This window comes from Streptococcus parasanguinis (assembly GCF_964238605.1).
Taxonomy (GTDB): Bacteria; Bacillota; Bacilli; order Lactobacillales; family Streptococcaceae; genus Streptococcus; species Streptococcus parasanguinis_AJ.
In genome coordinates this window covers 1-20,711 of record NZ_CAXSMM010000017.1, presented here as the reverse complement: position 1 = coordinate 20,711, position 20,711 = coordinate 1, and the positions used below count along the sequence as shown (strand labels likewise).

General features: G+C 41.8%; 22 protein-coding genes. 17 read left to right on the top strand and 5 right to left on the bottom strand.

Annotated features, from left to right (window positions below; translation table 11 throughout):
* The first annotated feature begins 9 nt into the window (after positions 1–9).
* The 6 genes from ACESR9_RS09895 (at position 10) to ACESR9_RS09870 (ending at position 8,505) form a co-directional block, all read left to right on the top strand.
* Positions 10–2,661: a valine--tRNA ligase gene (locus ACESR9_RS09895; RefSeq protein WP_373106401.1), complete on the top strand. Its 2,652-nt coding sequence runs from the start codon at positions 10–12 to the stop codon at positions 2,659–2,661.
* Between the two features lie 78 nt (positions 2,662–2,739).
* Positions 2,740–3,600, top strand: a complete 861-nt coding sequence (locus tag ACESR9_RS09890) for a hypothetical protein (RefSeq protein ID WP_373106400.1) — start codon at positions 2,740–2,742, stop codon at positions 3,598–3,600.
* A 203-nt stretch (positions 3,601–3,803) separates the two neighbouring features.
* Positions 3,804–4,556: a hypothetical protein gene (locus ACESR9_RS09885; RefSeq protein ID WP_373106399.1), complete on the top strand. Its 753-nt coding sequence runs from the start codon at positions 3,804–3,806 to the stop codon at positions 4,554–4,556.
* On the top strand, positions 4,549–5,400 hold the full coding sequence (locus ACESR9_RS09880) for a DNA adenine methylase (protein WP_373106398.1): 852 nt from the start codon (positions 4,549–4,551) through the stop codon (positions 5,398–5,400). The genes ACESR9_RS09885 and ACESR9_RS09880 overlap by 8 nt, the downstream gene beginning before the upstream one ends.
* A 232-nt stretch (positions 5,401–5,632) precedes the next feature.
* Positions 5,633–6,853 carry a DNA cytosine methyltransferase gene (locus ACESR9_RS09875; protein ID WP_373106397.1) on the top strand — a complete coding sequence of 407 codons (1,221 nt, stop codon included), beginning with the start codon at positions 5,633–5,635 and terminating at the stop codon, positions 6,851–6,853.
* A 77-nt stretch (positions 6,854–6,930) separates the two neighbouring features.
* Positions 6,931–8,505, top strand: a complete 1,575-nt coding sequence (locus ACESR9_RS09870) for a hypothetical protein (RefSeq protein WP_369088163.1) — start codon at positions 6,931–6,933, stop codon at positions 8,503–8,505.
* Between the two features lie 68 nt (positions 8,506–8,573).
* On the opposite strand, the gene ACESR9_RS09865 is transcribed toward ACESR9_RS09870, so the two are convergent.
* Positions 8,574–9,188: a TVP38/TMEM64 family protein gene (locus ACESR9_RS09865; RefSeq protein ID WP_373106396.1), complete on the bottom strand. Its 615-nt coding sequence runs from the start codon at positions 9,186–9,188 to the stop codon at positions 8,574–8,576.
* Between the two features lie 182 nt (positions 9,189–9,370).
* Between ACESR9_RS09865 and ACESR9_RS09860 the strand changes: the two genes are divergently transcribed.
* The 10 genes from ACESR9_RS09860 to ACESR9_RS09815 all read left to right on the top strand — a co-directional run bounded on the left by ACESR9_RS09860 (position 9,371) and on the right by ACESR9_RS09815 (position 16,658).
* A complete protein-coding gene (locus tag ACESR9_RS09860) occupies positions 9,371–9,898 on the top strand; it encodes a YqeG family HAD IIIA-type phosphatase (RefSeq protein WP_045759146.1) in 528 nt (175 codons plus the stop codon).
* 2 nt (positions 9,899–9,900) lie between these two features.
* Positions 9,901–11,007 (top strand): ribosome biogenesis GTPase YqeH, encoded by a 1,107-nt coding sequence (gene yqeH, locus ACESR9_RS09855; protein WP_003014340.1) that lies wholly within the window; start codon positions 9,901–9,903, stop codon positions 11,005–11,007.
* 219 nt (positions 11,008–11,226) lie between these two features.
* Positions 11,227–11,538, top strand: coding sequence for a ribosome assembly RNA-binding protein YhbY (gene yhbY, locus ACESR9_RS09850; protein ID WP_003005853.1), 312 nt, complete (start codon positions 11,227–11,229; stop codon positions 11,536–11,538).
* Positions 11,539–11,559: 21 nt separating this feature from the next.
* Positions 11,560–12,192 carry a nicotinate-nucleotide adenylyltransferase gene (locus tag ACESR9_RS09845; protein ID WP_301356242.1) on the top strand — a complete coding sequence of 211 codons (633 nt, stop codon included), beginning with the start codon at positions 11,560–11,562 and terminating at the stop codon, positions 12,190–12,192.
* A complete protein-coding gene (gene yqeK / locus ACESR9_RS09840) occupies positions 12,189–12,785 on the top strand; it encodes a bis(5'-nucleosyl)-tetraphosphatase (symmetrical) YqeK (protein ID WP_373106395.1) in 597 nt (198 codons plus the stop codon). Before ACESR9_RS09845 ends, yqeK begins: the two co-directional genes overlap by 4 nt.
* Complete coding sequence (locus ACESR9_RS09835) at positions 12,786–13,286, top strand: cysteine hydrolase family protein (RefSeq protein WP_373106394.1); 501 nt, start codon at positions 12,786–12,788, stop codon at positions 13,284–13,286.
* A 14-nt stretch (positions 13,287–13,300) separates the two neighbouring features.
* Positions 13,301–13,654 carry a ribosome silencing factor gene (gene rsfS, locus ACESR9_RS09830; RefSeq protein ID WP_021152739.1) on the top strand — a complete coding sequence of 118 codons (354 nt, stop codon included), beginning with the start codon at positions 13,301–13,303 and terminating at the stop codon, positions 13,652–13,654.
* Positions 13,655–13,976: 322 nt separating this feature from the next.
* Positions 13,977–14,717, top strand: a complete 741-nt coding sequence (locus ACESR9_RS09825; RefSeq protein ID WP_373106393.1) for a class I SAM-dependent DNA methyltransferase — start codon at positions 13,977–13,979, stop codon at positions 14,715–14,717.
* A gap of 6 nt (positions 14,718–14,723) precedes the next feature.
* Positions 14,724–15,821, top strand: a complete 1,098-nt coding sequence (locus ACESR9_RS09820) for a nucleotidyltransferase (RefSeq protein ID WP_373106392.1) — start codon at positions 14,724–14,726, stop codon at positions 15,819–15,821.
* 120 nt (positions 15,822–15,941) lie between these two features.
* Positions 15,942–16,658: a YebC/PmpR family DNA-binding transcriptional regulator gene (locus ACESR9_RS09815; RefSeq protein WP_003005873.1), complete on the top strand. Its 717-nt coding sequence runs from the start codon at positions 15,942–15,944 to the stop codon at positions 16,656–16,658.
* A gap of 51 nt (positions 16,659–16,709) precedes the next feature.
* Here the strand turns inward: ACESR9_RS09815 and ACESR9_RS09810 are convergent, their stop codons facing one another.
* The 4 genes from ACESR9_RS09810 to ACESR9_RS09795 are packed head-to-tail and all read right to left on the bottom strand — an operon-like array spanning position 16,710 to position 19,477.
* Complete coding sequence (locus tag ACESR9_RS09810; protein ID WP_070594369.1) at positions 16,710–17,036, bottom strand: DUF5960 family protein; 327 nt, start codon at positions 17,034–17,036, stop codon at positions 16,710–16,712.
* On the bottom strand, positions 17,017–17,388 hold the full coding sequence (locus ACESR9_RS09805; RefSeq protein WP_049498860.1) for a hypothetical protein: 372 nt from the start codon (positions 17,386–17,388) through the stop codon (positions 17,017–17,019). Before ACESR9_RS09805 ends, ACESR9_RS09810 begins: the two co-directional genes overlap by 20 nt.
* On the bottom strand, positions 17,385–18,797 hold the full coding sequence (locus ACESR9_RS09800) for a Y-family DNA polymerase (RefSeq protein WP_373106391.1): 1,413 nt from the start codon (positions 18,795–18,797) through the stop codon (positions 17,385–17,387). Before ACESR9_RS09800 ends, ACESR9_RS09805 begins: the two co-directional genes overlap by 4 nt.
* A gap of 2 nt (positions 18,798–18,799) precedes the next feature.
* Positions 18,800–19,477 (bottom strand): helix-turn-helix domain-containing protein, encoded by a 678-nt coding sequence (locus ACESR9_RS09795; RefSeq protein ID WP_373106390.1) that lies wholly within the window; start codon positions 19,475–19,477, stop codon positions 18,800–18,802.
* A 159-nt stretch (positions 19,478–19,636) separates the two neighbouring features.
* Here ACESR9_RS09795 and asnA point away from each other — a divergent pair, with 159 nt between their 5' ends.
* Complete coding sequence (gene asnA, locus ACESR9_RS09790; protein ID WP_003005888.1) at positions 19,637–20,629, top strand: aspartate--ammonia ligase; 993 nt, start codon at positions 19,637–19,639, stop codon at positions 20,627–20,629.
* Positions 20,630–20,711 lie beyond the last annotated feature (82 nt).

The following is a 20,711-nucleotide window of genomic DNA, read 5'->3' as shown; positions in this document are numbered from 1 at the left end:
GACACACACATGTCTAAAGAACTTTCACCTAAATATAATCCAGCCGAGGTTGAGGCTGGTCGTTACCAAAAATGGCTTGACGAAGATGTTTTCAAGCCTTCAGGCGATAAAAAGGCTAAGCCTTATTCAATCGTTATTCCACCACCAAACGTAACTGGTAAACTTCACCTTGGTCACGCTTGGGATACAACTTTGCAAGATATCATCATCCGTCAAAAACGGATGCAAGGTTTCGATACGCTTTGGCTTCCAGGTATGGACCACGCAGGTATTGCTACTCAAGCTAAAGTAGAAGCGCGTTTGGCTGAGGACGGCATCTCTCGCTATGACCTGGGTCGTGAAAAATTCCTTGATAAAGTCTGGGAATGGAAAGACGAGTATGCGACGACTATCAAGCAACAATGGGGCAAGATGGGGCTCTCGGTAGACTACTCTCGTGAGCGTTTCACTCTTGACGAAGGTCTTTCAAAAGCGGTTCGTAAGGTCTTTGTAGAGCTTTACAAAAAAGGTTGGATTTACCGTGGTGAATTTATCATCAACTGGGATCCGAAAGCCCGTACAGCCCTTTCTGATATCGAGGTGATTCACAAGGATGTCGAAGGTGCCTTCTACCACATGAACTACATGTTGGAAGACGGTTCACGTGCCCTTGAAGTAGCAACAACACGTCCTGAGACTATGTTTGGGGATACAGCCGTAGCGGTTAACCCAAATGATGACCGTTATAAAGACTTGATTGGTCAAAATGTTATCTTGCCAATCTTGAACAAGCCAATCCCAATCGTAGGGGACGAACACGCAGACCCTGAATTTGGTACTGGTGTGGTGAAGATCACTCCTGCCCACGACCCTAACGACTTCTTGGTTGGTCAACGTCATAATCTTCCGCAAGTGAACGTTATGAACGATGATGGTACCATGAATGAATTGGCTGGTGAATTCAATGGCATGGACCGCTTTGAAGCTCGTAAGGCTGTTATCAAGAAGTTAGAAGAAATTGGTGCCCTTGTTAAGATTGAGAAGATGACCCACTCAGTTGGTCACTCAGAGCGTACAGGGGTTATGGTTGAGCCACGCTTGTCTACGCAATGGTTCGTCAAGATGGACCAATTGGCTAAGAATGCCATTGCCAACCAAGACACAGACGATAAGGTAGAATTCTACCCACCTCGTTTCAACGATACCTTCCTACAATGGATGGAAAATGTCCACGACTGGGTCATCTCACGTCAGCTCTGGTGGGGGCACCAAATCCCTGCTTGGTACAATGCTAAGGGTGAAATGTACGTTGGCGAAGAAGCGCCAGAAGGTGACGGATGGAAGCAAGACGAAGATGTCTTGGATACTTGGTTCAGTTCTGCCCTTTGGCCATTCTCAACTATGGGCTGGCCGGATGTCGACTCAGAAGACTTCAAACGTTACTTCCCAACTTCAACCTTGGTAACAGGTTACGATATCATCTTCTTCTGGGTATCTCGTATGATCTTCCAATCTTTGGAATTCACAGGCCGTCAGCCATTCCAAAACGTTCTGATTCACGGTCTCATTCGTGATGAGCAAGGGCGTAAGATGTCTAAGTCACTCGGTAACGGGATTGACCCAATGGATGTCATCGAGAAATATGGTGCTGATGCCCTCCGTTGGTTCCTTTCAAACGGTTCTGCACCAGGTCAAGACGTGCGCTTCTCTTACGAGAAAATGGATGCGTCTTGGAACTTCATTAACAAGATTTGGAACATCTCACGTTACATCCTCATGAACAATGAAGGATTGACCTTGGATGCGGCACGTGAAAATGTGGCTAAAGTGGCTGCTGGTCAAGCAGGAAACGTCACAGACCGTTGGATTCTCCACAACCTCAACGAAACGATCGGTAAGGTCGCTGAAAACTTTGATAAGTTTGAGTTTGGTGTGGCTGGTCACATCCTCTACAACTTCATCTGGGACGAGTTTGCGGACTGGTATGTTGAGTTGACTAAGGAAGTGCTTTATAGCGACAATGAGGCCGAAAAAGTCATCACTCGTTCTGTCCTTCTATACACCTTGGATCAAATCTTGCGTCTCCTTCACCCAATCATGCCATTCGTGACTGAAGAAATTTACGGCCAAATCTCTGAAGGAACAATCGTGACTGCGGAATACCCAGTGGTTCGTCCAGAGTTTGAAAACGAAGAAGCAGCAGCTGGTGTAGAAGCTCTTAAAGATGTGATTCGTTCAGTACGTAACTCACGTGCAGAAGTGAACGTAGCTCCAAGTAAACCAATCACTATCTTGATCAAGACAAGCGACAGCAAGCTTGATGCTTTCTTCAATGATAATGTCAACTACATCAAACGCTTCACAAACCCAGAACACTTGGAAATTGCAGCAGATGTAGCAGTACCTGACTTGGTTATGTCCAGCATCATCACAGGGGCAGAAATCTACTTGCCACTTGCTGACCTTCTTAATGTTGAAGAAGAATTGGCTCGTCTTGAAAAAGAATTAGCCAAATGGCAAAAAGAACTGGATATGGTTGGTAAGAAGCTCTCTAACGAACGCTTCGTAGCCAATGCCAAACCAGAAGTCGTTCAAAAAGAACGCGACAAACAAGCCGACTACCAAGCGAAGTACGACGCAACCGTTGCGCGTATTGATGAGATGAAGAAGTTGGTGAAATAAATACAGAAGCACGGTGATGAACCGTGTTTTTGTGGTATAATAACAGGTATAATTTAATCAGTTGTGAGAGGAATGGCTATGTTTGATACCGTTGTCTTAAATCCTTTGAATATTAATCTAGATTTCAATAATCCGAGATTTTCAATGTTTGATTTTAATACTGAGGAAGAAATAATTAGATATTTGATTGAATTTGAACAGATTAAAGAACTTGCATTTCAAATTGGAGAAAACGGGTATAACACAATAGGTGAACGTATTATCGTTTTAAAAAGTAGAAATGCTGGAAAGATTAATTATACTGTATTAGAAGGTAATCGAAGAATTGCTTCGCTGAAACTTTTGTTTCAGTATTCATCTCTATTAACAAGTTCAGAGAGAAATAAACTCAAACAATTAAATCTGAATCCAAGTGATTTTGAAGTTAGTTGTGATGTAGTAGAAGAAGATATTAGAGACGAAGCGCTTTTTAAAATTAGTGCAAAACATATTGATGGGATTAAGACATGGAGTGCGACTGATAAAAGGGTATTTTACCACAATCTTTATACCCAATATAAGGAAAATGGATTATCGAGTGATGAAGCTTTAGATAATATTAAAATTATTACTCCAGAAGGAAAAGTTGCGATAAGAAATGCTATAAAACAACTAAATTATTTAACTTCAGTTTATAATGCAACCCAAATTTATAAGTCTGATTTGGAAAAGTTAACACATTTAGATACAGATGTTCTTGTATCGAGAGTTTTAAGCCCATTGATTAAAGAGTTAAAACTTGAGTTTAATGATGAATTTCAAGTTGTAGCAAAAAATGAAAAAGTCTATCATGAAATATTAGGATTACTAGGTAAAGCAGTTTGGATTGATAAAAAATTAGATACACGGGTATTTAGTGTACAAAGACAATGGAATGAAATTGTCAAAAGTGACAAGTAATACCAGGTTTAGCTGACAAAATTAGAGAATATAATGATTTTGAAATAAAGAAATCATCTGATGAATTCTCATCAGATGATCTTCTAAATTATGATACAAAAATTACGGAAAACAGTCGAAAGGACAACGGAAAATCATCTAATTTACCATTAAATGATACATGTGAGAACAATACAGATACTAATAATACACAAAATCAAGAAATGAAATATAAATTCTTTGTTCCTCGCACTCAGATAACTATTGAACAAAGTAATTATAATTTAATGAAATGTATTGATCTAGTGGACGAAAAAGGTAACAAGATTCCAAAACAAAGTTCGGATTATACAAAAATCTCAATTAGTTGTTCTCATAGAAATATTGTGATTAAAGATAATATCATTGATTCTATTTCAGAGAATGGAAAGTATGATATCGAAGTCCAATACAATGGTTTTGTTAAAAAATTTAAAATTTTTTTAAATATAGCTGTTAATAATCAACAACATGACTATCAAGTGCTATTTGATCAAAATTGGTATAATGAGTCTTTGGCAAAATTATCATCTAACTCTAATTACCTCAAAATTTGTGAAGTAATTAAAAAATTGCAAACTTGTAATGTCTTGTCGATGAATACAGGTGATCATATTATCATTGCATTTCTTTTAAGGAATTTAATAGAGTATAGTACTAGGGCTTATGCTGACTTGGTTAATTTAAAACAACCGCAGGAAAAATTACCTGCTCTTGTTTCAGCTGTTAAAAATCATTTGGTGACAACTGAAAAACTTTCAAAAATGGAATCAAAAGCTTTGAATAAACACGATATTGATATAGAAACGCTGAATGGTTTAATTCATGATTATAAAACAGAGACTAGTATTGTAACAATTCAATCAACTGGTCGGAAATTTAAGAGATATTTTTCTGTTATTTTTGATAGATTACTGGAAGGAGAAAATAATGGATAATTTTAGCCCATTACGTTATCCTGGGGGGAAAAATAAAACTTATCAGTATGTTAAATATCTGGTGGAAAACAACAATATTGATACCTATATAGAACCATTTTGTGGGGGAGCTGCAGTAGCATTAAAATTGTTGTTTAATAATAATGTCAAAAAAATAATGTTAAATGATTTTGACAGGTCCATTTATGCCATGTGGTTTTCAATTTTACATGATACTGAGGCTTTTATAAAAAAAGTAAAAGAAGCAGTATTTACGATTGAAGAATGGGATAAACAACAGGAAATTCAAAAAAACAAAGAAAATGTTGATATGCTTACATTAGGTTTTTCTACATTTTATCTAAATAGGACAAATCGTTCAGGGATAATTCAAGCAGGTCCTATAGGTGGTAGAAGTCAAACAGGCAATTATAAAATGGATTGTCGATATAATACGGAAGTATTAATAAAAAAGATTAAATTAATTGCTAAGAATAAAAATAGAATTAGTTTATATAATTTAGATGCTATTGATTTTATTAAAAAAAATATTAGACGTACAAAGTATTCTCTAACATTCTTTGATCCCCCCTATTTTGTTAAGGGAAAACAATTGTATACAAACTTTTATGAACATATAGATCATATAGAATTGCGAAATACAATTGACAAATACATGAGTAAGCATAAATGGATTCTTACATATGATTTTCACGAAGAAATCCAACATATGTATTCAAAATTTGAATATTTTCCTTACATATTGAACTATAGTGCAGGAACATCAAAAAAAGGAATGGAATATATTTTTTTTAGTAGGGAAATATCCTCTGCTAAAATTAATGAATATTTACATGTTTTATAAATCTTTTTAAATAACATATATATTATAGATTTTTAAACAATATATATATATCATAGATTTTGGTATTGAAATCATATCAAAAACATTGAACCGATTTGTTATAATTCCAAAGGAGTTTTATAATTGATTTTTATTTATTCCAATAGTATTAATCAGTTACAAAATTTTTAGTTAAAATTTAAAAAATATTTTTACAATACATATCTCTAATTTTTAGAAAGCAGGTTACTACATGACAAATTCTGTAAGTTCGAACCGACCTGAGAAGTACAATATTGCAGCCTTCTTCTCAGGTGTTGGGGGAATTGAGTTGGGATTTGAACAGACCAACGAGTTCAGAGTGGTGTATGCCAATGAATTTGATAAGTATGCGCGTCAGACTTATCGTTTGAATTATCCAAATACGTATTTGGATAGTCGTGATATTCATGCGGTGCAGCCGGAGGACATTCCAGCTGAGCGCGTGGATGTGATTATGGGAGGATTCCCTTGCCAGGCCTTTAGTATTGCGGGTTACCGCAAGGGCTTTGATGATGATCGTGGAGATCTCTTTTTTGAGTTACTTCGCATGATTGAGGGACGTAAACCTCGCGCTATCTTCATCGAAAACGTCAAGAATATGGTCGGTCATGACCATGGCAATACCTTTAAGGTTATTCGTGAAGCCCTGACCGAAAACAACTACTTCATCAAGTGGAAGGTCCTCAACGGGAAAGGCTATGGAAATATCCCACAAAACCGTGAGCGGATCTACATTGTTGGTTTTGATACAAAAGAAGCCTACGACTTGTTTGAATTCCCAGAGGAAATCAAACTAACAACGACCTTGGCTGATGTCATTGATTTTGGTGCCAAGCCTGATGAGGCCTACTATTATCGAGAAGGGAAACAAAATTTCTACGATCAGTTGAAGTTTGAAGTGACTAGTCAAGATACGGTTTATCAATGGCGTCGTCAGTATGTCCGTGAAAACAAAAACGGTGTAGTCCCTACCTTGACAGCCAATATGGGAACAGGTGGACACAATGTTCCATTGATCTTGACAGACAGTGGCGAGATTCGGAAGTTAACTCCCAAAGAAACCTTTAATGTTCAAGGCTATCCTAAATCCTTTAAAATCCCTGAGGGGGTTTCCAATGGTCAGCTCTACAAACAAGCTGGAAATAGCGTAGTTGTTCCTGTGATTAAACGCATTGCAGAGCGGATTGCTTTTGCCCTTAATGAGAGCAATGGGCCGTCTCAACTGGATCGTTCAGGAAAATTTGCCATTATCTACACCAAGATGAATGGTCAATTTGAAGGTCAGTCTTATGTGAAAGATTTTGTCTCCACTTATGAGGAAGCAGAGAAGAAGATTGCCTCCTATGAGGATGGGCTTGCAATTTTATCAGATGAAGATTATTTCAGATTGGTAAAAAAACGTGGGAATTTGGAGTTTTACAGCATTATTTAACGAATTATATAAGTAAGAGGACTAGTGAAAATCTAGTCTTCTTTTGATATACTTAAATAAGAAGTGAGGATGAATAGATGTGGGAACACTTAAAAAAAGAACAAAAAGAGAAATATAAGACTCTCATTACCAATTTTGCTAGTCTGAGTGAAGCATTTTCTCAAAAAGCAGAAGGTGAAGATTCTGATGATCGAGAAAGCTATGTTGCTCCGATTGTCAATTCAAAATTCCAAGAGACTGTTTTCCAAAAAGCTTTTCATGCGGTTGGTGAGGATATTGCTAATACCTCCTATGATGCTTCGGTTGTCGTTGATGAGCAACATAAGTATTTGGTTGGGATTAAATCCTTTGGTTTGGATTCAGGGGATCAAAAGATTGCTCAGTTTAAGAAAGATTCGCAGTCTTGGAATGAGCTGTTGAGTGAAATCCGATTTCAGGCTGAGATTTCACCGGACAAGGAAACAGCTGATAAAGAAAATGATGCCCGTTATGAAAAACTGGCCCGTGAGATTGCGTCTTTGCGAAATCAACGGATTGAATCCTCCAAAGCACTCATAAAGGGATTTCATGATGATGCTAGTCATGTAGAAGCCGTCTATCATGTTTTGATGCCGACCTCGAAAGGACACAAGCCTCAGATCCATGTAGGAGAGACAACTTATTTGCCGGTTGATTTAGACCATCTCAAGATTCTAGGATCAACGACCAAAAACAATCCGACAAATTTCCGTTTTACGGACGGCCAGCATGATTACAAATATACGGCTGCAGATAGTCAGCTCCATATGACCTTTAGGAATAAGGAGATTGTGGTTGATACCTGGGATGTGAATTATGTCGAAGATCCCTTTTATCTCTTTGAACATCTTCACTTATTGACCTCAGAAAAAAGTGATACTGAGATTCTTGAGACGGTGTCGTGGGTGATCACAGACAAGCATGGAAATGTAGAAGAAAATTCTGGTTTTAATGCCTTTAATGGTGGATCAAAGTTGGCCAAGAAGGATCGCTTGCCACGGATTTTAAAGATTCAGGAAAAATTTAAAGACAGTCTGGCTCCAGAAGAACTAGCTTTTGTGACTTTTTCTTTAGAAGAAATCCTCTTGAAAAAATGGTCTACCAAGGAAGAAAAAGCCCAGATGAAGTCCATTCGTGAAGACTTGATTCGCTTTGTACACGAGACGGGGAATGAAAAACTAATCAAAGAAATTGAACAGCTGGTGTATCGTCCAGTCAGTGAAGTGTATATTCCTCTTCCAGACTCCAAACATTTTCATGAGGAGCGTCCGGACTTTTTTGGTAAAGATATTGGAAGGTTTGAGACAGGTACAAGTAAACTTGTGCTCCCAAAAGAAGAACGGACCTTTAAGCTACGATTTTTATCATCAGGTGATGTGATTACGGCCTATATCAACCAAGAAGCTGGGAAGGCCATTCAATCAACTGATAAGCAAGAAATCCTTGGAAATTGGATTCTTCGTGGGGTCTTTCAGTTAAAAGACAGAGAGATCTTAACGGGTAAGAAATTATCTCAGTTAGAAATCAATGGTATCCGTCTTACTAAATTCAAAAACGGTGAAATCGGCATTGATTTCATCTGGATCGATGTGGACAATCCTCCTGCAGACGCGATTGGTTGGGTTGCGAAATAGAGAGTAATAAACTATTCATAGAACTACAAAAACACCACCTCCTAGTCTTTAGGAGGTGGTGTTATGCTTTAGACCATTTGCCAGAAATAATCGATGATATAGGTCAGGCCGTAGGTATAGATGACCAGGGTGATGGGTTTGCAGAGGATGATGATGGACATGTAGCGTTTGAAGGTCATATTGGTCAGACCTGCCAGCATACAGATGAAGTCGGCAGGACTAACTGGCCAGATCATCATGAAGATAAAGAAGCGATCGAACCGCTTGCCTTCATTGAGCCAGCCAATATACTTGTCATAGGTCTTCTGGCTGACCATGGATTGGACGAACTTAGGCCCGTACATTCTCGCGAGATGGAAGATAATAGCACAACCGATGACGATGCCGATGTAGTTATAAATGGTCCCGATAATATGACCGTAGATGAAAACACCTGCTACAGATGTCAGGGCGCCGGGAATAATAGGGACCACTGTCTGAAGGATCTGAAGAAAGATAAAGAGAGGGGGTCCAAAGATGCCCGCTTGTAGAATAAAAGCTGACAAAGTTTCCTTGGATTGAAGGATGCCAGCAAAGTAGGCCCAGATACAAAAGGCCAAGGTCCCAAGAGCTCCGATGATGGAGGACCAATTAATGATGCGCTGGAGAAGAGGAGAGACCTCTTTTAAGCTTGTTTGTTTCATAAAAAATTCCGAGTTCTTTTTCTTCTACTATACCATGTTTTTGGAACTTTGTAAGGATTTTGTCTATTTTTTGAGCAGTGAAATTGACCTGATAGGAGTCTGTCGTTGTTTTAGTCGTGAAGCGAGTGCAAAATGGGCCTTTTTATGCTACAATGAAAGGAGTATAAAAAATGGAGAAAAACGTGTCAATCGAAAATTACAAACCAGATTTTGCGGTGGAAGCAGCCTATGATCTCACCGTTGCAGACTTGAAAAAACAGGGTATTAAGGCAGTCCTTGTGGATTTGGATAACACCTTGATTGCTTGGAACAATCCGGATGGAACTCCGGAGATGCGCCAGTGGTTGCATGACCTTCGTGATGGTGGGATCCGGGTTATTGTGGTGTCTAATAATAGTCCCAAACGGGTCAAGCGTGCGGTTGAGAAATTTGATATTGACTATGAAGCGTGGTCGCTTAAGCCTTTTACTTTTGGGATTGATCGAGCTCTCAAACGTTTCCACTATGAAAAAAATGAAGTGGTCATGGTGGGTGATCAGTTGATGACCGATATTCGGGCTGCTCATCGGGCGGGTATTCGTTCGATTTTGGTCAAGCCCTTGGTAGAGCATGACTCCATCAAGACGCAGATCAACCGGGCGCGTGAACGCCGGGTTATGAAGCAAATGGCCGAAAAATATGGTCCGATTGTATATAAAAAAGGAATTTAAGAATGGAAGAATTATTCTGTATTGGCTGTGGAGCCCCCATTCAGACAGAAAACAAAGAGGGGCTAGGCTATACTCCCCAATCAGCTCTTGAAAAGGGCCTGGAAACAGGTGAAGTTTATTGCCAACGCTGTTTCCGTCTGCGTCACTACAATGAAATCACAGATGTGCATCTGACAGATGATGATTTCCTAAAACTCCTTCACGAAGTAGGTGATAGTGATGCTCTCGTGGTCAATGTAGTGGATATTTTTGACTTTAATGGATCCGTTATCCCTGGCCTACCACGCTTTGTAGCAGGAAATGATGTCCTCTTGGTCGGAAACAAAAAAGACATATTGCCTAAGTCTGTCAAGGACAGCAAGGTGACCCATTGGTTGATGGAGCGGGCCCACGAAGAAGGCATGCGTCCTGTCGATGTGGTCCTCACCTCTGCTCAAAACAAGAGTGCGATCAAGGACTTGATGGAAAAGATCGAACAGTACCGCAAGGGCCGTGATGTCTATGTGGTGGGGGTGACCAACGTTGGGAAATCGACCCTCATCAATGCAATCATCCAAGAAATCACAGGCGACAAGGATATCATCACGACCTCTCGCTTCCCGGGGACGACACTGGACAAGATCGAAATCCCACTGGACGATGGGTCCTACATCTACGATACACCAGGGATTATCCATCGCCACCAAATGGCTCATTACTTGACGGCAAAAAACCTCAAGTATGTCAGCCCTAAAAAGGAAATCAAACCCAAGACTTATCAGCTCAATCCAGAGCAAACCCTCTTCTTGGGTGGTCTGGGACGGTTTGACTTTATCAAGGGAGAAAAGCAAGGTTTCACCGCCTTTTTTGACAACGAACTCAAGCTTCACCGAACCAAGCTAGAGGGCGCGACCGCCTTTTATAACAAGCATGTCGGTGGCTTGCTAACCCCACCTAATAGCAAGGAAAAAGAAGAATTCCCGCCCCTGGTTTCTCATGAGTTTACCATCAAGGACAAGACAGACCTGGTCATCTCAGGACTGGGCTGGATCCGCGTCAATGGAGAAGCCAAAGTAGCCGTCTGGGCACCAGAAGGCGTCGCCGTCGTTACCCGTAAAGCTATTATTTAAAAATTTGAAAGGAAATAGTTTCTTTGTAGACTGGGCTAGTGCAACGAGCCTAGGAAGGATACTTTTCGCTGTGGTGAAAGCCTAAGTAGATATTTTACTACTTAGGCGCGGAAAATTTGAGACTTTAGGCTCAAATTTAAGTCATGGAACTCCGCTAGGAGGTCGCTGACGACCGCCACCACATCAGAAAAGTATCAAAAAAGAAACAATGAAAAAAGCATGACATTAACATCTAAACAACGGGCTTTCCTCAATAGCCAAGCCCATAGCCTTAAACCCATTATCCAAATTGGGAAAAATGGGCTCAATGACCAAATCAAAACCAGTGTGCGCCAAGCGCTAGATGCGCGTGAACTGATCAAGGTGACCCTTCTTCAAAATACGGATGAGAATATCCATGAAGTAGCAGAAATCTTGGAAGAAGAAATCGGTGTGGAAACGGTCCAAAAGATTGGTCGGATTCTCATCTTGTTTAAACAATCGAGCAAAAAAGAAAATCGTAAAATTTCAGCGAAGGTAAAAGAAATTTAATACATCGAGGAGAGCAAACCTATGGCAATTGAACTATTGACTCCCTTTACCAAGGTAGAGTTAGAGCCAGAGATCAAAGACAAGAAACGCAAACAAGTTGGTATTTTGGGTGGAAATTTCAATCCGGTCCACAATGCCCATTTGGTCGTTGCGGATCAAGTGCGCCAACAATTAGGGTTAGATAAGGTGCTCTTGATGCCTGAGTATGAGCCACCGCATGTCGATGCCAAGGAGACGATTGCAGAGCACCATCGCCTTAAGATGCTGGAATTAGCCATTGAAGGCATTGAAGGTCTGGAGATCGAGACGATTGAACTCGAGCGGAAAGGGATTTCCTATACCTACGACACCATGCTCTTGCTCAATGAACGGGATCCAGACACAGATTATTACTTCATCATTGGTGCAGATATGGTTGATTATTTACCAAAATGGCACCGCATCGATGAATTGGTGGAGATCGTACAATTTGTCGGGGTCCAGCGACCACGCTATAAGGCAGGGACTTCTTATCCGGTGATCTGGGTGGATGTTCCTCTCATGGACATCTCCTCTAGTATGGTGCGTGATTTTGTAGCCAAAGGCCGGACGCCGAATTTTATGTTGCCAAAACCAGTCTTGGACTACATCAAGAAAGAAGGATTGTATCAATGACCTATGAAAACTATCTAGGCTTTTCTCGTGAGGTCTTGCTTGAAAAAATGAGCCAAATCCTGCCAGAAAAGCGGCTTACTCACTGTTTAGGGGTTGAGAAGGCTGCGCGTGACTTGGCCAAACGCTATGGGGCTGATGAAGAGCAGGCTGGCTTAGCAGGTTTGTTACATGACTACGCCAAGAAATTATCAGATCAGGAATTTCTGGACTTGATCGATCGCTATGAGCTGGATCCAGCATTAAAAAACTGGGGCAACAATGTCTGGCATGGGATGGTCGGGATTTACAAGATCCAAGAAGACCTCAGACTGACAGACCCAGCCATTCTTCGCAGTATTGAGATTCACACCGTGGGGAGTGGACAGATGTCGACCTTAGACAAGATTGTCTATGTGGCAGATTACATTGAGCACAACAGGTCCTTCCCAGGGGTAGATCAAGCACGTGACATCGCCCAAGTTTCCTTGGATCGTGCCGTGGCCTATGAGACGGCTCGCACAGTCGAACACCTAGCTCACCAAGGATTGCCCATTTATCCCCAAACCATCGAAACCTATAACGCCTTTGTGAAGTATTTGAAAGAGGAGCAGTGAGTGAAGACAGCTTTTATCATTATTGACGTACAAAATATCTTAGTGGAAACAGGTTTTGAAACCGAAAAGCTCTTAGAGAAGATCGCTTATTTGCAGGATCAGGCTAGAAAAGAGCAGATTGAAATTATCTACATGCAGCATATTGAAATGCCAGAGGCTTTAACCTCGGAAGATTGGCAATTATCGCCCTTGTTGAAGAGGCAGGCAGATGAGAAGGTATTTCAGAAGCGGTACAATAGCATATTTAAAGAGACAGGATTAATAGAATACTTGGATCAACAAGGGATTAAACAACTGGTCCTGTGTGGTATGCAGACAGAATATTGTGTCGATACATCCGTCAAAGTGGGATTTGAATACGGCTACAAGCTGGTCATTCCAGAAGGAGCTGTCACAACCTTTGATGGAGAGGATATTCCGGCAGAAACGCTTAATGAATTTTATGAAAATATTTGGGCAGAACGTTTTGCGGATGTCTTAGATTACAAATCAATTTTTTAAGGAAAGAGGATTACATGAAAGAAAAAGAACTACTTGAACTAGTTGTCAAAGCAGCAGATGAAAAGCGTGCGGAAGACATTGTAGCTTTGGATGTTCAAAGCTTGACCAGCGTGACAGACTACTTTGTCATCGCAAGCTCTATGAACAGCCGCCAATTGGAGGCTATCGCTGAAAATATTCGTGAGAAGGTCGTTGAAGCTGGTGGCAATGCCAGCCACGTCGAAGGTGATTCAGCTGGAGGTTGGGTCCTTCTTGACTTAGGTAGTGTGGTGGTCCATGTCTTCTCAGAAGAAATGCGTACCCACTATAACCTAGAAAAGCTATGGCACGAAGCAAGTGCTGTCGATCTTTCAGCAGCCTTAGCATAAGCAGGTAAACTCAGTTGGCAGCAACTGAGTTTTGTTGGTTAAATTGAAATTCTATGGAAAGAAAGGATGGGGCCTCGTGTTTGGTTATTTTCTTAATTGAACACGAGCTAAAAGCTGTGAGAAAAAGAGTAACTTCCTTTGTATCTGACGATACGGCAGAAAGTTTCCTATTTTCTCTTTGCTTTTAACGCTCTTTGTATCTTAGAAAGGATTTGAACCCGTCCTGTAATCCTCGGAAAATAGATAGCTCTCCTTGGAGCTTAGCTCCATCGTCGTGCTCCTAATTTTCTAACGGATTACGGGCGGACTTGGTATCATGAATATGGCGACTTATGAAACGTTTGCGGCGGTCTACGATGCGGTCATGGATGACAGTCTGTATGATTTGTGGACGGATTTTTCCCTCCGCCATCTCCCAAAGACAAAAGATAAGAAAAAATTACTGGAATTGGCTTGTGGGACAGGGATCCAGTCTGTCCGCTTTTCCCAAGCTGGTTTTGATGTGACAGGATTAGACCTGAGTGCTGACATGCTGAAAATTGCTGAAAAAAGAGCTGCTTCAGCCAAGCAGAAGATTGATTTTATCGAGGGGAATATGTTGGATCTCTCGCAAGCAGGCACTTATGATTTCGTGACCTGCTACTCGGATTCTATCTGTTATATGCAAGACGAGGTAGAAGTAGGAGATGTCTTTAAAGAAGTGTATAATGCCCTCAATGAGGACGGAGTCTTTATCTTTGATGTCCATTCGACCTATCAGACAGATGAGGTCTTCCCAGGCTATTCTTACCACGAAAACGCGGAAGACTTTGCCATGCTCTGGGATACCTATGAGGATGCAGCCCCTCACTCGATCGTCCATGAGCTGACTTTCTTTGTCCAAGAAGAGGATGGCAGCTTTAGTCGCCACGATGAAGTTCATGAGGAACGCACCTATGAAGTTTTAACCTATGACATTTTGCTGGAGCAGGCTGGTTTTAAATCTTTCAAATTGTACGCTGACTTTGAAGATAAAGCGCCAATAAAGACCAGCAAACGTTGGTTCTTCGTAGCACAAAAGTAGGACAGCATGACAGTTACAGGTATTATTGCAGAATTTAATCCCTTTCATAATGGACACAAGTACCTGCTGGAACAGGCAGAAGGTCTGAAGATTGTGGTCATGTCTGGGAATTTTGTTCAACGTGGCGAGCCTGCCATTGTAGACAAGTGGACACGGGCCCAGATTGCTTTGGAAAATGGAGCAGACTTGGTGGTCGAGCTCCCCTTTCTCGTGGCTGTTCAGTCGGCTGATCATTTTGCCAAGGGAGCGGTAGAAATCTTGTCCCGTCTAGGAATTGACCAATTGATTTTTGGGACAGAAGAAGTCTTAGATTACCAAGCGATTGCGACAGTCTACTCGGAGAATGAGGCGGAAATGGAAGCTTTCTTGCGAAGCCTTCCTGACGATTTATCCTATCCACAAAAGACCCAAAAAATGTGGGAAACCTTTGCTGGAGTGGAGGTCACAGGAGCTACTCCCAATCATATCCTGGGCTTGGCTTATGCCAAGGCTTGTGCTGGGAAGGGGATTGCGCTCAAGGCTATCCAACGCCAGGGAGCAGGCTACCATTCAGAAGAAAAAGAGGTGGCCTATGCTTCTGCCACTAGTCTACGCCTGCACAAGGAAGATCAGGGCTTTGTCGCTAGATTCATGCCTAATAGCCAACTCTTTCAGTCGGCTCCACAGGTATCTTGGGAGAATTATGACCAACTGCTCCGTTATCAAATCCTAACCCGTCCGGATTTGACACAGATTTTTCAGGTAAATGAGGAACTGGCCAATCGGATAAAGGATGCGGTTCGAAGTGCTAGCTCTGTGGAAGAATTGGTGGAGAAAGTCGCAACCAAGCGCTATACTAAGGCGCGAGTGCGCCGCATCTTGACCTACATCTTGGTAGGGGCAACGGAACAAGCCCTTCCCGACGCCATTCATGTCTTAGGTTTTTCCGCAAAGGGACAAGCTCATCTCAAAGGCTTGAAAAAATCAGTAGAAATCGTGACCCGAATTGGTAAGGAACCTTGGGATGCTTTGACCCAACAAGCGGATCAGGTGTATCAACTAGGCCATCCCCAATTGCCAGAGCAGATCTGGGGCCGGGTGCCAGTGAGAGTGGAAGATCAATAAAGGGTGAATAGTCGAGCAACTCCAATTGGAAGGATACGCAAAAAACTCTTCCAAGTCTTGTGATTTGTGATATAATATAAAAGATTGAAAATAATTTGAAAAAATTTAAGGAGAATCCTCATGGGACGTAAATGGGCCAATATTGTTGCCAAGAAAACTGCCAAAGATGGTGCCAACTCAAAAGTGTATGCTAAATTTGGTGTGGAGATCTATGTAGCTGCTAAAAAGGGTGAACCAGATCCAGAACTAAATACTGCTTTGAGATTCGTTATTGACCGTGCGAAACAAGCGCAAGTGCCAAAACACGTGATTGATAAAGCGATCGATAAGGCAAAAGGAAACACTGACGAAACCTTTACAGAAGGACGTTACGAAGGGTTCGGACCAAATGGTTCGATGTTGATCGTTGATACTTTGACTTCAAACGTTAACCGTACAGCTGCCAATGTCCGTGCTGCTTTTGGTAAAAACGGTGGGAACATGGGAGCTTCAGGTTCTGTATCTTACCTCTTTGACAACAAAGGTGTCATCGTCTTTGCTGGTGATGATGCGGATGCGATCTTTGAGCTTTTACTCGAAGCAGATGTGGATGTAGATGATGTCGAAGCAGAAGAAGGAACGATCACAGTCTACACTGCTCCAACTGATCTTCACAAAGCGATCGTTGCTTTGCGTGAATCAGGTGTCGAAGAATTCCAAGTAACAGAATTGGAAATGATTCCTCAATCAGAAGTTGAGTTGTCAGGTGAAGATTTGGAAACATTTGAAAAACTTTACAGCGTTCTTGAAGACGACGAGGACGTACAAAAAATCTACACCAACGTAGATGGGTTCTAATCACTCGTACGGACTGTAGTGAATATAAAAAATTAGAAAAAGGATAGCTTCTCAGATCAAGCTATCCTTTTTCTCTGTTTGATGAGGAACTATCTTTTGTAAATGATGTCCTGTATAAGCGTAAATACGGGTCAGGGGTGATTGGGAGAGTGTGGAAACCTTAAAATAGAAATAATGGTCTCGATGATCCCGACTTTTGGTGTGGTGAAGACGAAAGTAGTTTCGCTGGCCTGCTGCCATAGAGTGGAGAATATCGTCTTCTAAAAAGACGAGTGGCGTAGAAGTAGCGGCCCACTTGTAAAAGTCCGTCTCAAATTGGTGGTAATTCTCCGAAAAATAATCAAATTGTAATTCGTGTTTAGTCTGAATAGGTTTCATAGGGTGTTTCCTCAGATTCAATAAAAATGATAGAGTCTACGAGGAGACGGTGGTAGTGGCCATCGCTTTTGAGAAGAAGCTCAGAAGCAGATAAGGTGTGAATCGAACCTGTGTAGGTTGCAAATTGATTCCCCTCTAGAGTTGTGATCGAGATCGTCGTTTGTTGTTGAAAGGCCTGCTCCAGGAGCTGGATCTGTTCAGCAAGTGGAAGAACCGTGAGCTGACTGCGGTCAATTTCTTTTGTATGCAGGGCGGTTGTGTGCTCGGATAAAAAGAAGCCAGCCCATTTGGCCATGCCACGATCTTGAAATTCGCGGGCGGATTGATAAGGGAGATAAGAACGGTCGATCATGTTAATCCATCTAAGCCTCCTGCGGAATGTCCGCCTGTTAGTTTACTGCGTGCAATGGCGCGTGAGTTTTCTAGTAATGAGGAGCCTTTCTGAAGAGAGGTAAAGCCAAATTGATCCCGAATGCGGTCAATGGTCTGCTGAAGTTTCTCCTCTTTTTCCAGTGTTACTGGATCATCAAAGAGAGAAAAGAGTTGAAGAGACTCCTCGACAAGTTCTCCATAAAAAACACCAATCTGCCGAATGGCTCCTCCTTCGTACTTGGAGCGAAAGAGCCGCAGAACCGTATCGGATAAAACCTTGGTAGATTGGGTAGGCTCAATCTTTTGCTGACAGTGAATGGATGGAAGCCCCTCGATTTTGGAGTAGGAGGCATGAATGGAGACCAGTTGGGTCTTCTTTTTTTTCCGTCGCAAGCGAATAGCCACCTGTTCAGCCATCTCACGAAACACCAGTTCAATATCGGCTTGTAGATGGTAGTCATAGGGCAAGATTTGAGAGTTACCAATACCTCGTGACTTCGGACGATAAGGCTTGTGGACATTGCTTTCATCAATGCCATGAGCATGGAACCAGAGTTGAAGGCCCATGACTCCAAATTCTTTCTTTAAGAGATCGGGGTGAGCTTGAGCCAGTTCGGCAATCGACGTGATCCCGATCTTTTGCAATCGTTTTTCCGTGCGACGTCCAATGCCCCAAAAATCAGTGAGCTGGGGCAGTTTCCAGACCTTACTTTCTACATCTTCATAAGACCAATTGGAGCGCATATTTCGGCAATGCTTGGCTTCATTGTCCAAGGCTAGCTTGGCAAGAAGGGGATTGGCGTTGCTGAGGCCGATGGTAGAGTAGATGCCAGTTTCCTGCCAGATCCTTTTTTGGATCCTAGCAGAAAGGAGATCCAGTTTTTCCTTTCGAGAGAGGGAGGGATCTGGAATAAAATAATTTAAGGAAGAAGTCAGATCGATAAAGCCTTCGTCAATCGAGTAAGGGAAAATATCATCTGGTGCCGCAAATTCCTGAAAGACTTTTTGAATCTCCATATTGACCTGAATATAGGCATTCATCCGAGGAGGGACAATCAGGGTCCTCTTGGCCCAGGATTCAATGGATGCAATAAAGGCTGGATCTGTGGGCAATCCTTGTTTTTTAGCGACATAGCTATTAAATTTTCTGGTTTTGAGGTCAAAAGGTAGGTCGTAGCTACGGCTGACATTCTTCTTGCCAAAGACTTGTTTGAAAACGGGAGAGCTCGCCAAAATTAGGCCAGCAGAATTGTCGCTCCGACTCATGACGCAAAGAGAAGTCGTCAAGGGGTTGAGCCCTAGACGGACACATTCACAACTGGCATAAAAACTTTTCATATCCACAAAAGCAATATCAGAATGAGGCTCACGTGAATAATCAAATAGCATATTTAAACATCGAGTGGAAGAAAATGCCCGACCACAATGCCGACGATTTTGGGCTCGTCTTCATAGGGAGCAAATAAATCATCGTAGTCAGGGTTGATGGATTCTAAGCGCAAACCTTCCGCTTCCCGATAGACTTTCTTGATATAGGTCTTTCCGTTCCACATGAGGGCGTAGACAGCCCCATCATAGTCAAAGCCAGTCTGCTTCATGAGGGCAACAGAGCCGTTGGGATAGAGGGGTTCCATCGAATCACCTGATACCCAAGAAGCGAAATCGTGCTGGATTTCTTGGTCAAAATAGACAGTTTCATAGTCTGTTTCGTTGTCATAAAAGGTATGTCCCAAACCGGCTGCCAGCTCAATCGAAAGAACCTTATAAGCTGTCAAGGAAACAACTTTTTGCTGCTGTTCCAATAACTGGCTGGCCAACTGGTCGACTTTCTTTTGATGAGGTGGGGTTAATAAAGGGTAGGTGTAGAGTGCGGAGTCTTTGTTAATAAAGTAGTCCTCTTTAACGGAGAGGCGCTTGGCCAACCTCCTGAGATTTTTTTCGTGTGGCTCCGCTAAGCCATTCTCCCAACTGGAGTAAGTCTTGCGAGAAATCTTGAGATCCTCGTAGACATCTGCTTGGGTCAAGCCTTTTTCCAGGCGTCTTTCTTTTAGTTTTTTTGCATCAAACATGTCGCTTCTCCTATGTAACGTTTTAAAAGTTACGTATAGTTTACCAAAAATGAATCCTTTTTGCAAGAGAAAAATTCAGTTGAAAACGAATGAAAAGACTTGATTTTGATTGAAAAAAGAGTATAATCATTTCTAAAATGTCTATAAATGAGGAACTATATGAAAAAAAGTTTTATCCACCAACAAAAGGAAATTTCGTTTGTTAAAACGACTTTCACACAATATTTAAAAGATAAATTGGACATCATTGAAGTCCAAGGGCCAATTTTGAGCAAGGTCGGAGACGGGATGCAGGATAACCTTTCTGGGATTGAACATCCGGTATCTGTCAAGGTCCTTCAAATTCCTGATGAGACTTATGAAGTCGTGCATTCACTTGCAAAATGGAAACGCCATACCTTGGCCCGTTTTGGTTTTGGCGAAGGAGAAGGTCTCTTTGTCCATATGAAGGCCCTTCGTCCAGATGAAGATTCGCTAGATGCTATCCACTCTGTTTATGTAGACCAATGGGACTGGGAAAAAGTCATCCCAAATGGTCAACGCAACATCGCCTATCTCAAAGAAACGGTTGAAAAGATCTACAAGGCGATTCGTTTGACAGAATTAGCAGTAGAAGCGCGCTATGATATTGAGTCAGTTCTTCCAAAACAAATTACCTTCGTTCACACAGAAGAATTGGTGGAACGCTATCCAGATTTAACTCCAAAAGAGCGTGAAAATGCCATTGCCAAAGAATTCGGAGCTGTTTTCTTGATCGGGATTGGTGGAGAGCTTGCAGATGGCAAACCACACGATGGACGTGCGCCTGACTACGATGACTGGACAACAGAGTCTGAAAATGGCTACAAGGGCTTGAATGGTGATATCCTCGTCTGGAATGACGTTCTAGGTTCAGCCTTTGAGTTGTCTTCAATGGGGATCCGTGTCGATGAAGATACGCTTCGTCGCCAAGTAGCGATTACCGGGGACGAGGATCGTCTCCAATTAGAGTGGCACAAAGCTTTGTTAAATGGTCTTTTCCCACTTACAATTGGTGGAGGGATCGGACAATCTCGTTTGGCTATGTTCTTGCTTCGTAAGAAACATATCGGTGAAGTCCAAACTAGTGTCTGGCCTCAATCTGTCCGCGATGAATATGAAAATATCCTATAAGGAAGAAAGAGAGTGGGACAGAAATCGGTAATTCGTTAGAATTCGATTTCGTCGTCCCACCTCCGCACAGTTGAGTAGGGCT

Excerpts from the sequence above, each read along its gene's own strand:
- ACESR9_RS09875 (WP_373106397.1), top strand. The coding sequence starts at position 5,633 with ATGACAAATTCTGTAAGTTCGAACCGACCTGAGAAGTACAATATTGCA.
- ACESR9_RS09880 (WP_373106398.1), top strand. The coding sequence starts at position 4,549 with ATGGATAATTTTAGCCCATTACGTTATCCTGGGGGGAAAAATAAAACT.
- ACESR9_RS09820 (WP_373106392.1), top strand. The coding sequence starts at position 14,724 with ATGACAGTTACAGGTATTATTGCAGAATTTAATCCCTTTCATAATGGA.
- ACESR9_RS09865 (WP_373106396.1), bottom strand. The coding sequence starts at position 9,188 with ATGAAACAAACAAGCTTAAAAGAGGTCTCTCCTCTTCTCCAGCGCATC.
- ACESR9_RS09845 (WP_301356242.1), top strand. The coding sequence starts at position 11,560 with ATGGCAATTGAACTATTGACTCCCTTTACCAAGGTAGAGTTAGAGCCA.
- yqeH (WP_003014340.1), top strand. The coding sequence starts at position 9,901 with ATGGAAGAATTATTCTGTATTGGCTGTGGAGCCCCCATTCAGACAGAA.
- rsfS (WP_021152739.1), top strand. The coding sequence starts at position 13,301 with ATGAAAGAAAAAGAACTACTTGAACTAGTTGTCAAAGCAGCAGATGAA.
- yqeK (WP_373106395.1), top strand. The coding sequence starts at position 12,189 with ATGACCTATGAAAACTATCTAGGCTTTTCTCGTGAGGTCTTGCTTGAA.
- ACESR9_RS09795 (WP_373106390.1), bottom strand. The coding sequence starts at position 19,477 with ATGTTTGATGCAAAAAAACTAAAAGAAAGACGCCTGGAAAAAGGCTTG.
- ACESR9_RS09870 (WP_369088163.1), top strand. The coding sequence starts at position 6,931 with ATGTGGGAACACTTAAAAAAAGAACAAAAAGAGAAATATAAGACTCTC.
- asnA (WP_003005888.1), top strand. The coding sequence starts at position 19,637 with ATGAAAAAAAGTTTTATCCACCAACAAAAGGAAATTTCGTTTGTTAAA.
- ACESR9_RS09825 (WP_373106393.1), top strand. The coding sequence starts at position 13,977 with ATGGCGACTTATGAAACGTTTGCGGCGGTCTACGATGCGGTCATGGAT.
- ACESR9_RS09890 (WP_373106400.1), top strand. The coding sequence starts at position 2,740 with ATGTTTGATACCGTTGTCTTAAATCCTTTGAATATTAATCTAGATTTC.
- ACESR9_RS09800 (WP_373106391.1), bottom strand. The coding sequence starts at position 18,797 with ATGCTATTTGATTATTCACGTGAGCCTCATTCTGATATTGCTTTTGTG.
- ACESR9_RS09885 (WP_373106399.1), top strand. The coding sequence starts at position 3,804 with ATGAAATATAAATTCTTTGTTCCTCGCACTCAGATAACTATTGAACAA.
- ACESR9_RS09810 (WP_070594369.1), bottom strand. The coding sequence starts at position 17,036 with ATGAAACCTATTCAGACTAAACACGAATTACAATTTGATTATTTTTCG.
- yhbY (WP_003005853.1), top strand. The coding sequence starts at position 11,227 with ATGACATTAACATCTAAACAACGGGCTTTCCTCAATAGCCAAGCCCAT.
- ACESR9_RS09895 (WP_373106401.1), top strand. The coding sequence starts at position 10 with ATGTCTAAAGAACTTTCACCTAAATATAATCCAGCCGAGGTTGAGGCT.
- ACESR9_RS09805 (WP_049498860.1), bottom strand. The coding sequence starts at position 17,388 with ATGATCGACCGTTCTTATCTCCCTTATCAATCCGCCCGCGAATTTCAA.
- ACESR9_RS09815 (WP_003005873.1), top strand. The coding sequence starts at position 15,942 with ATGGGACGTAAATGGGCCAATATTGTTGCCAAGAAAACTGCCAAAGAT.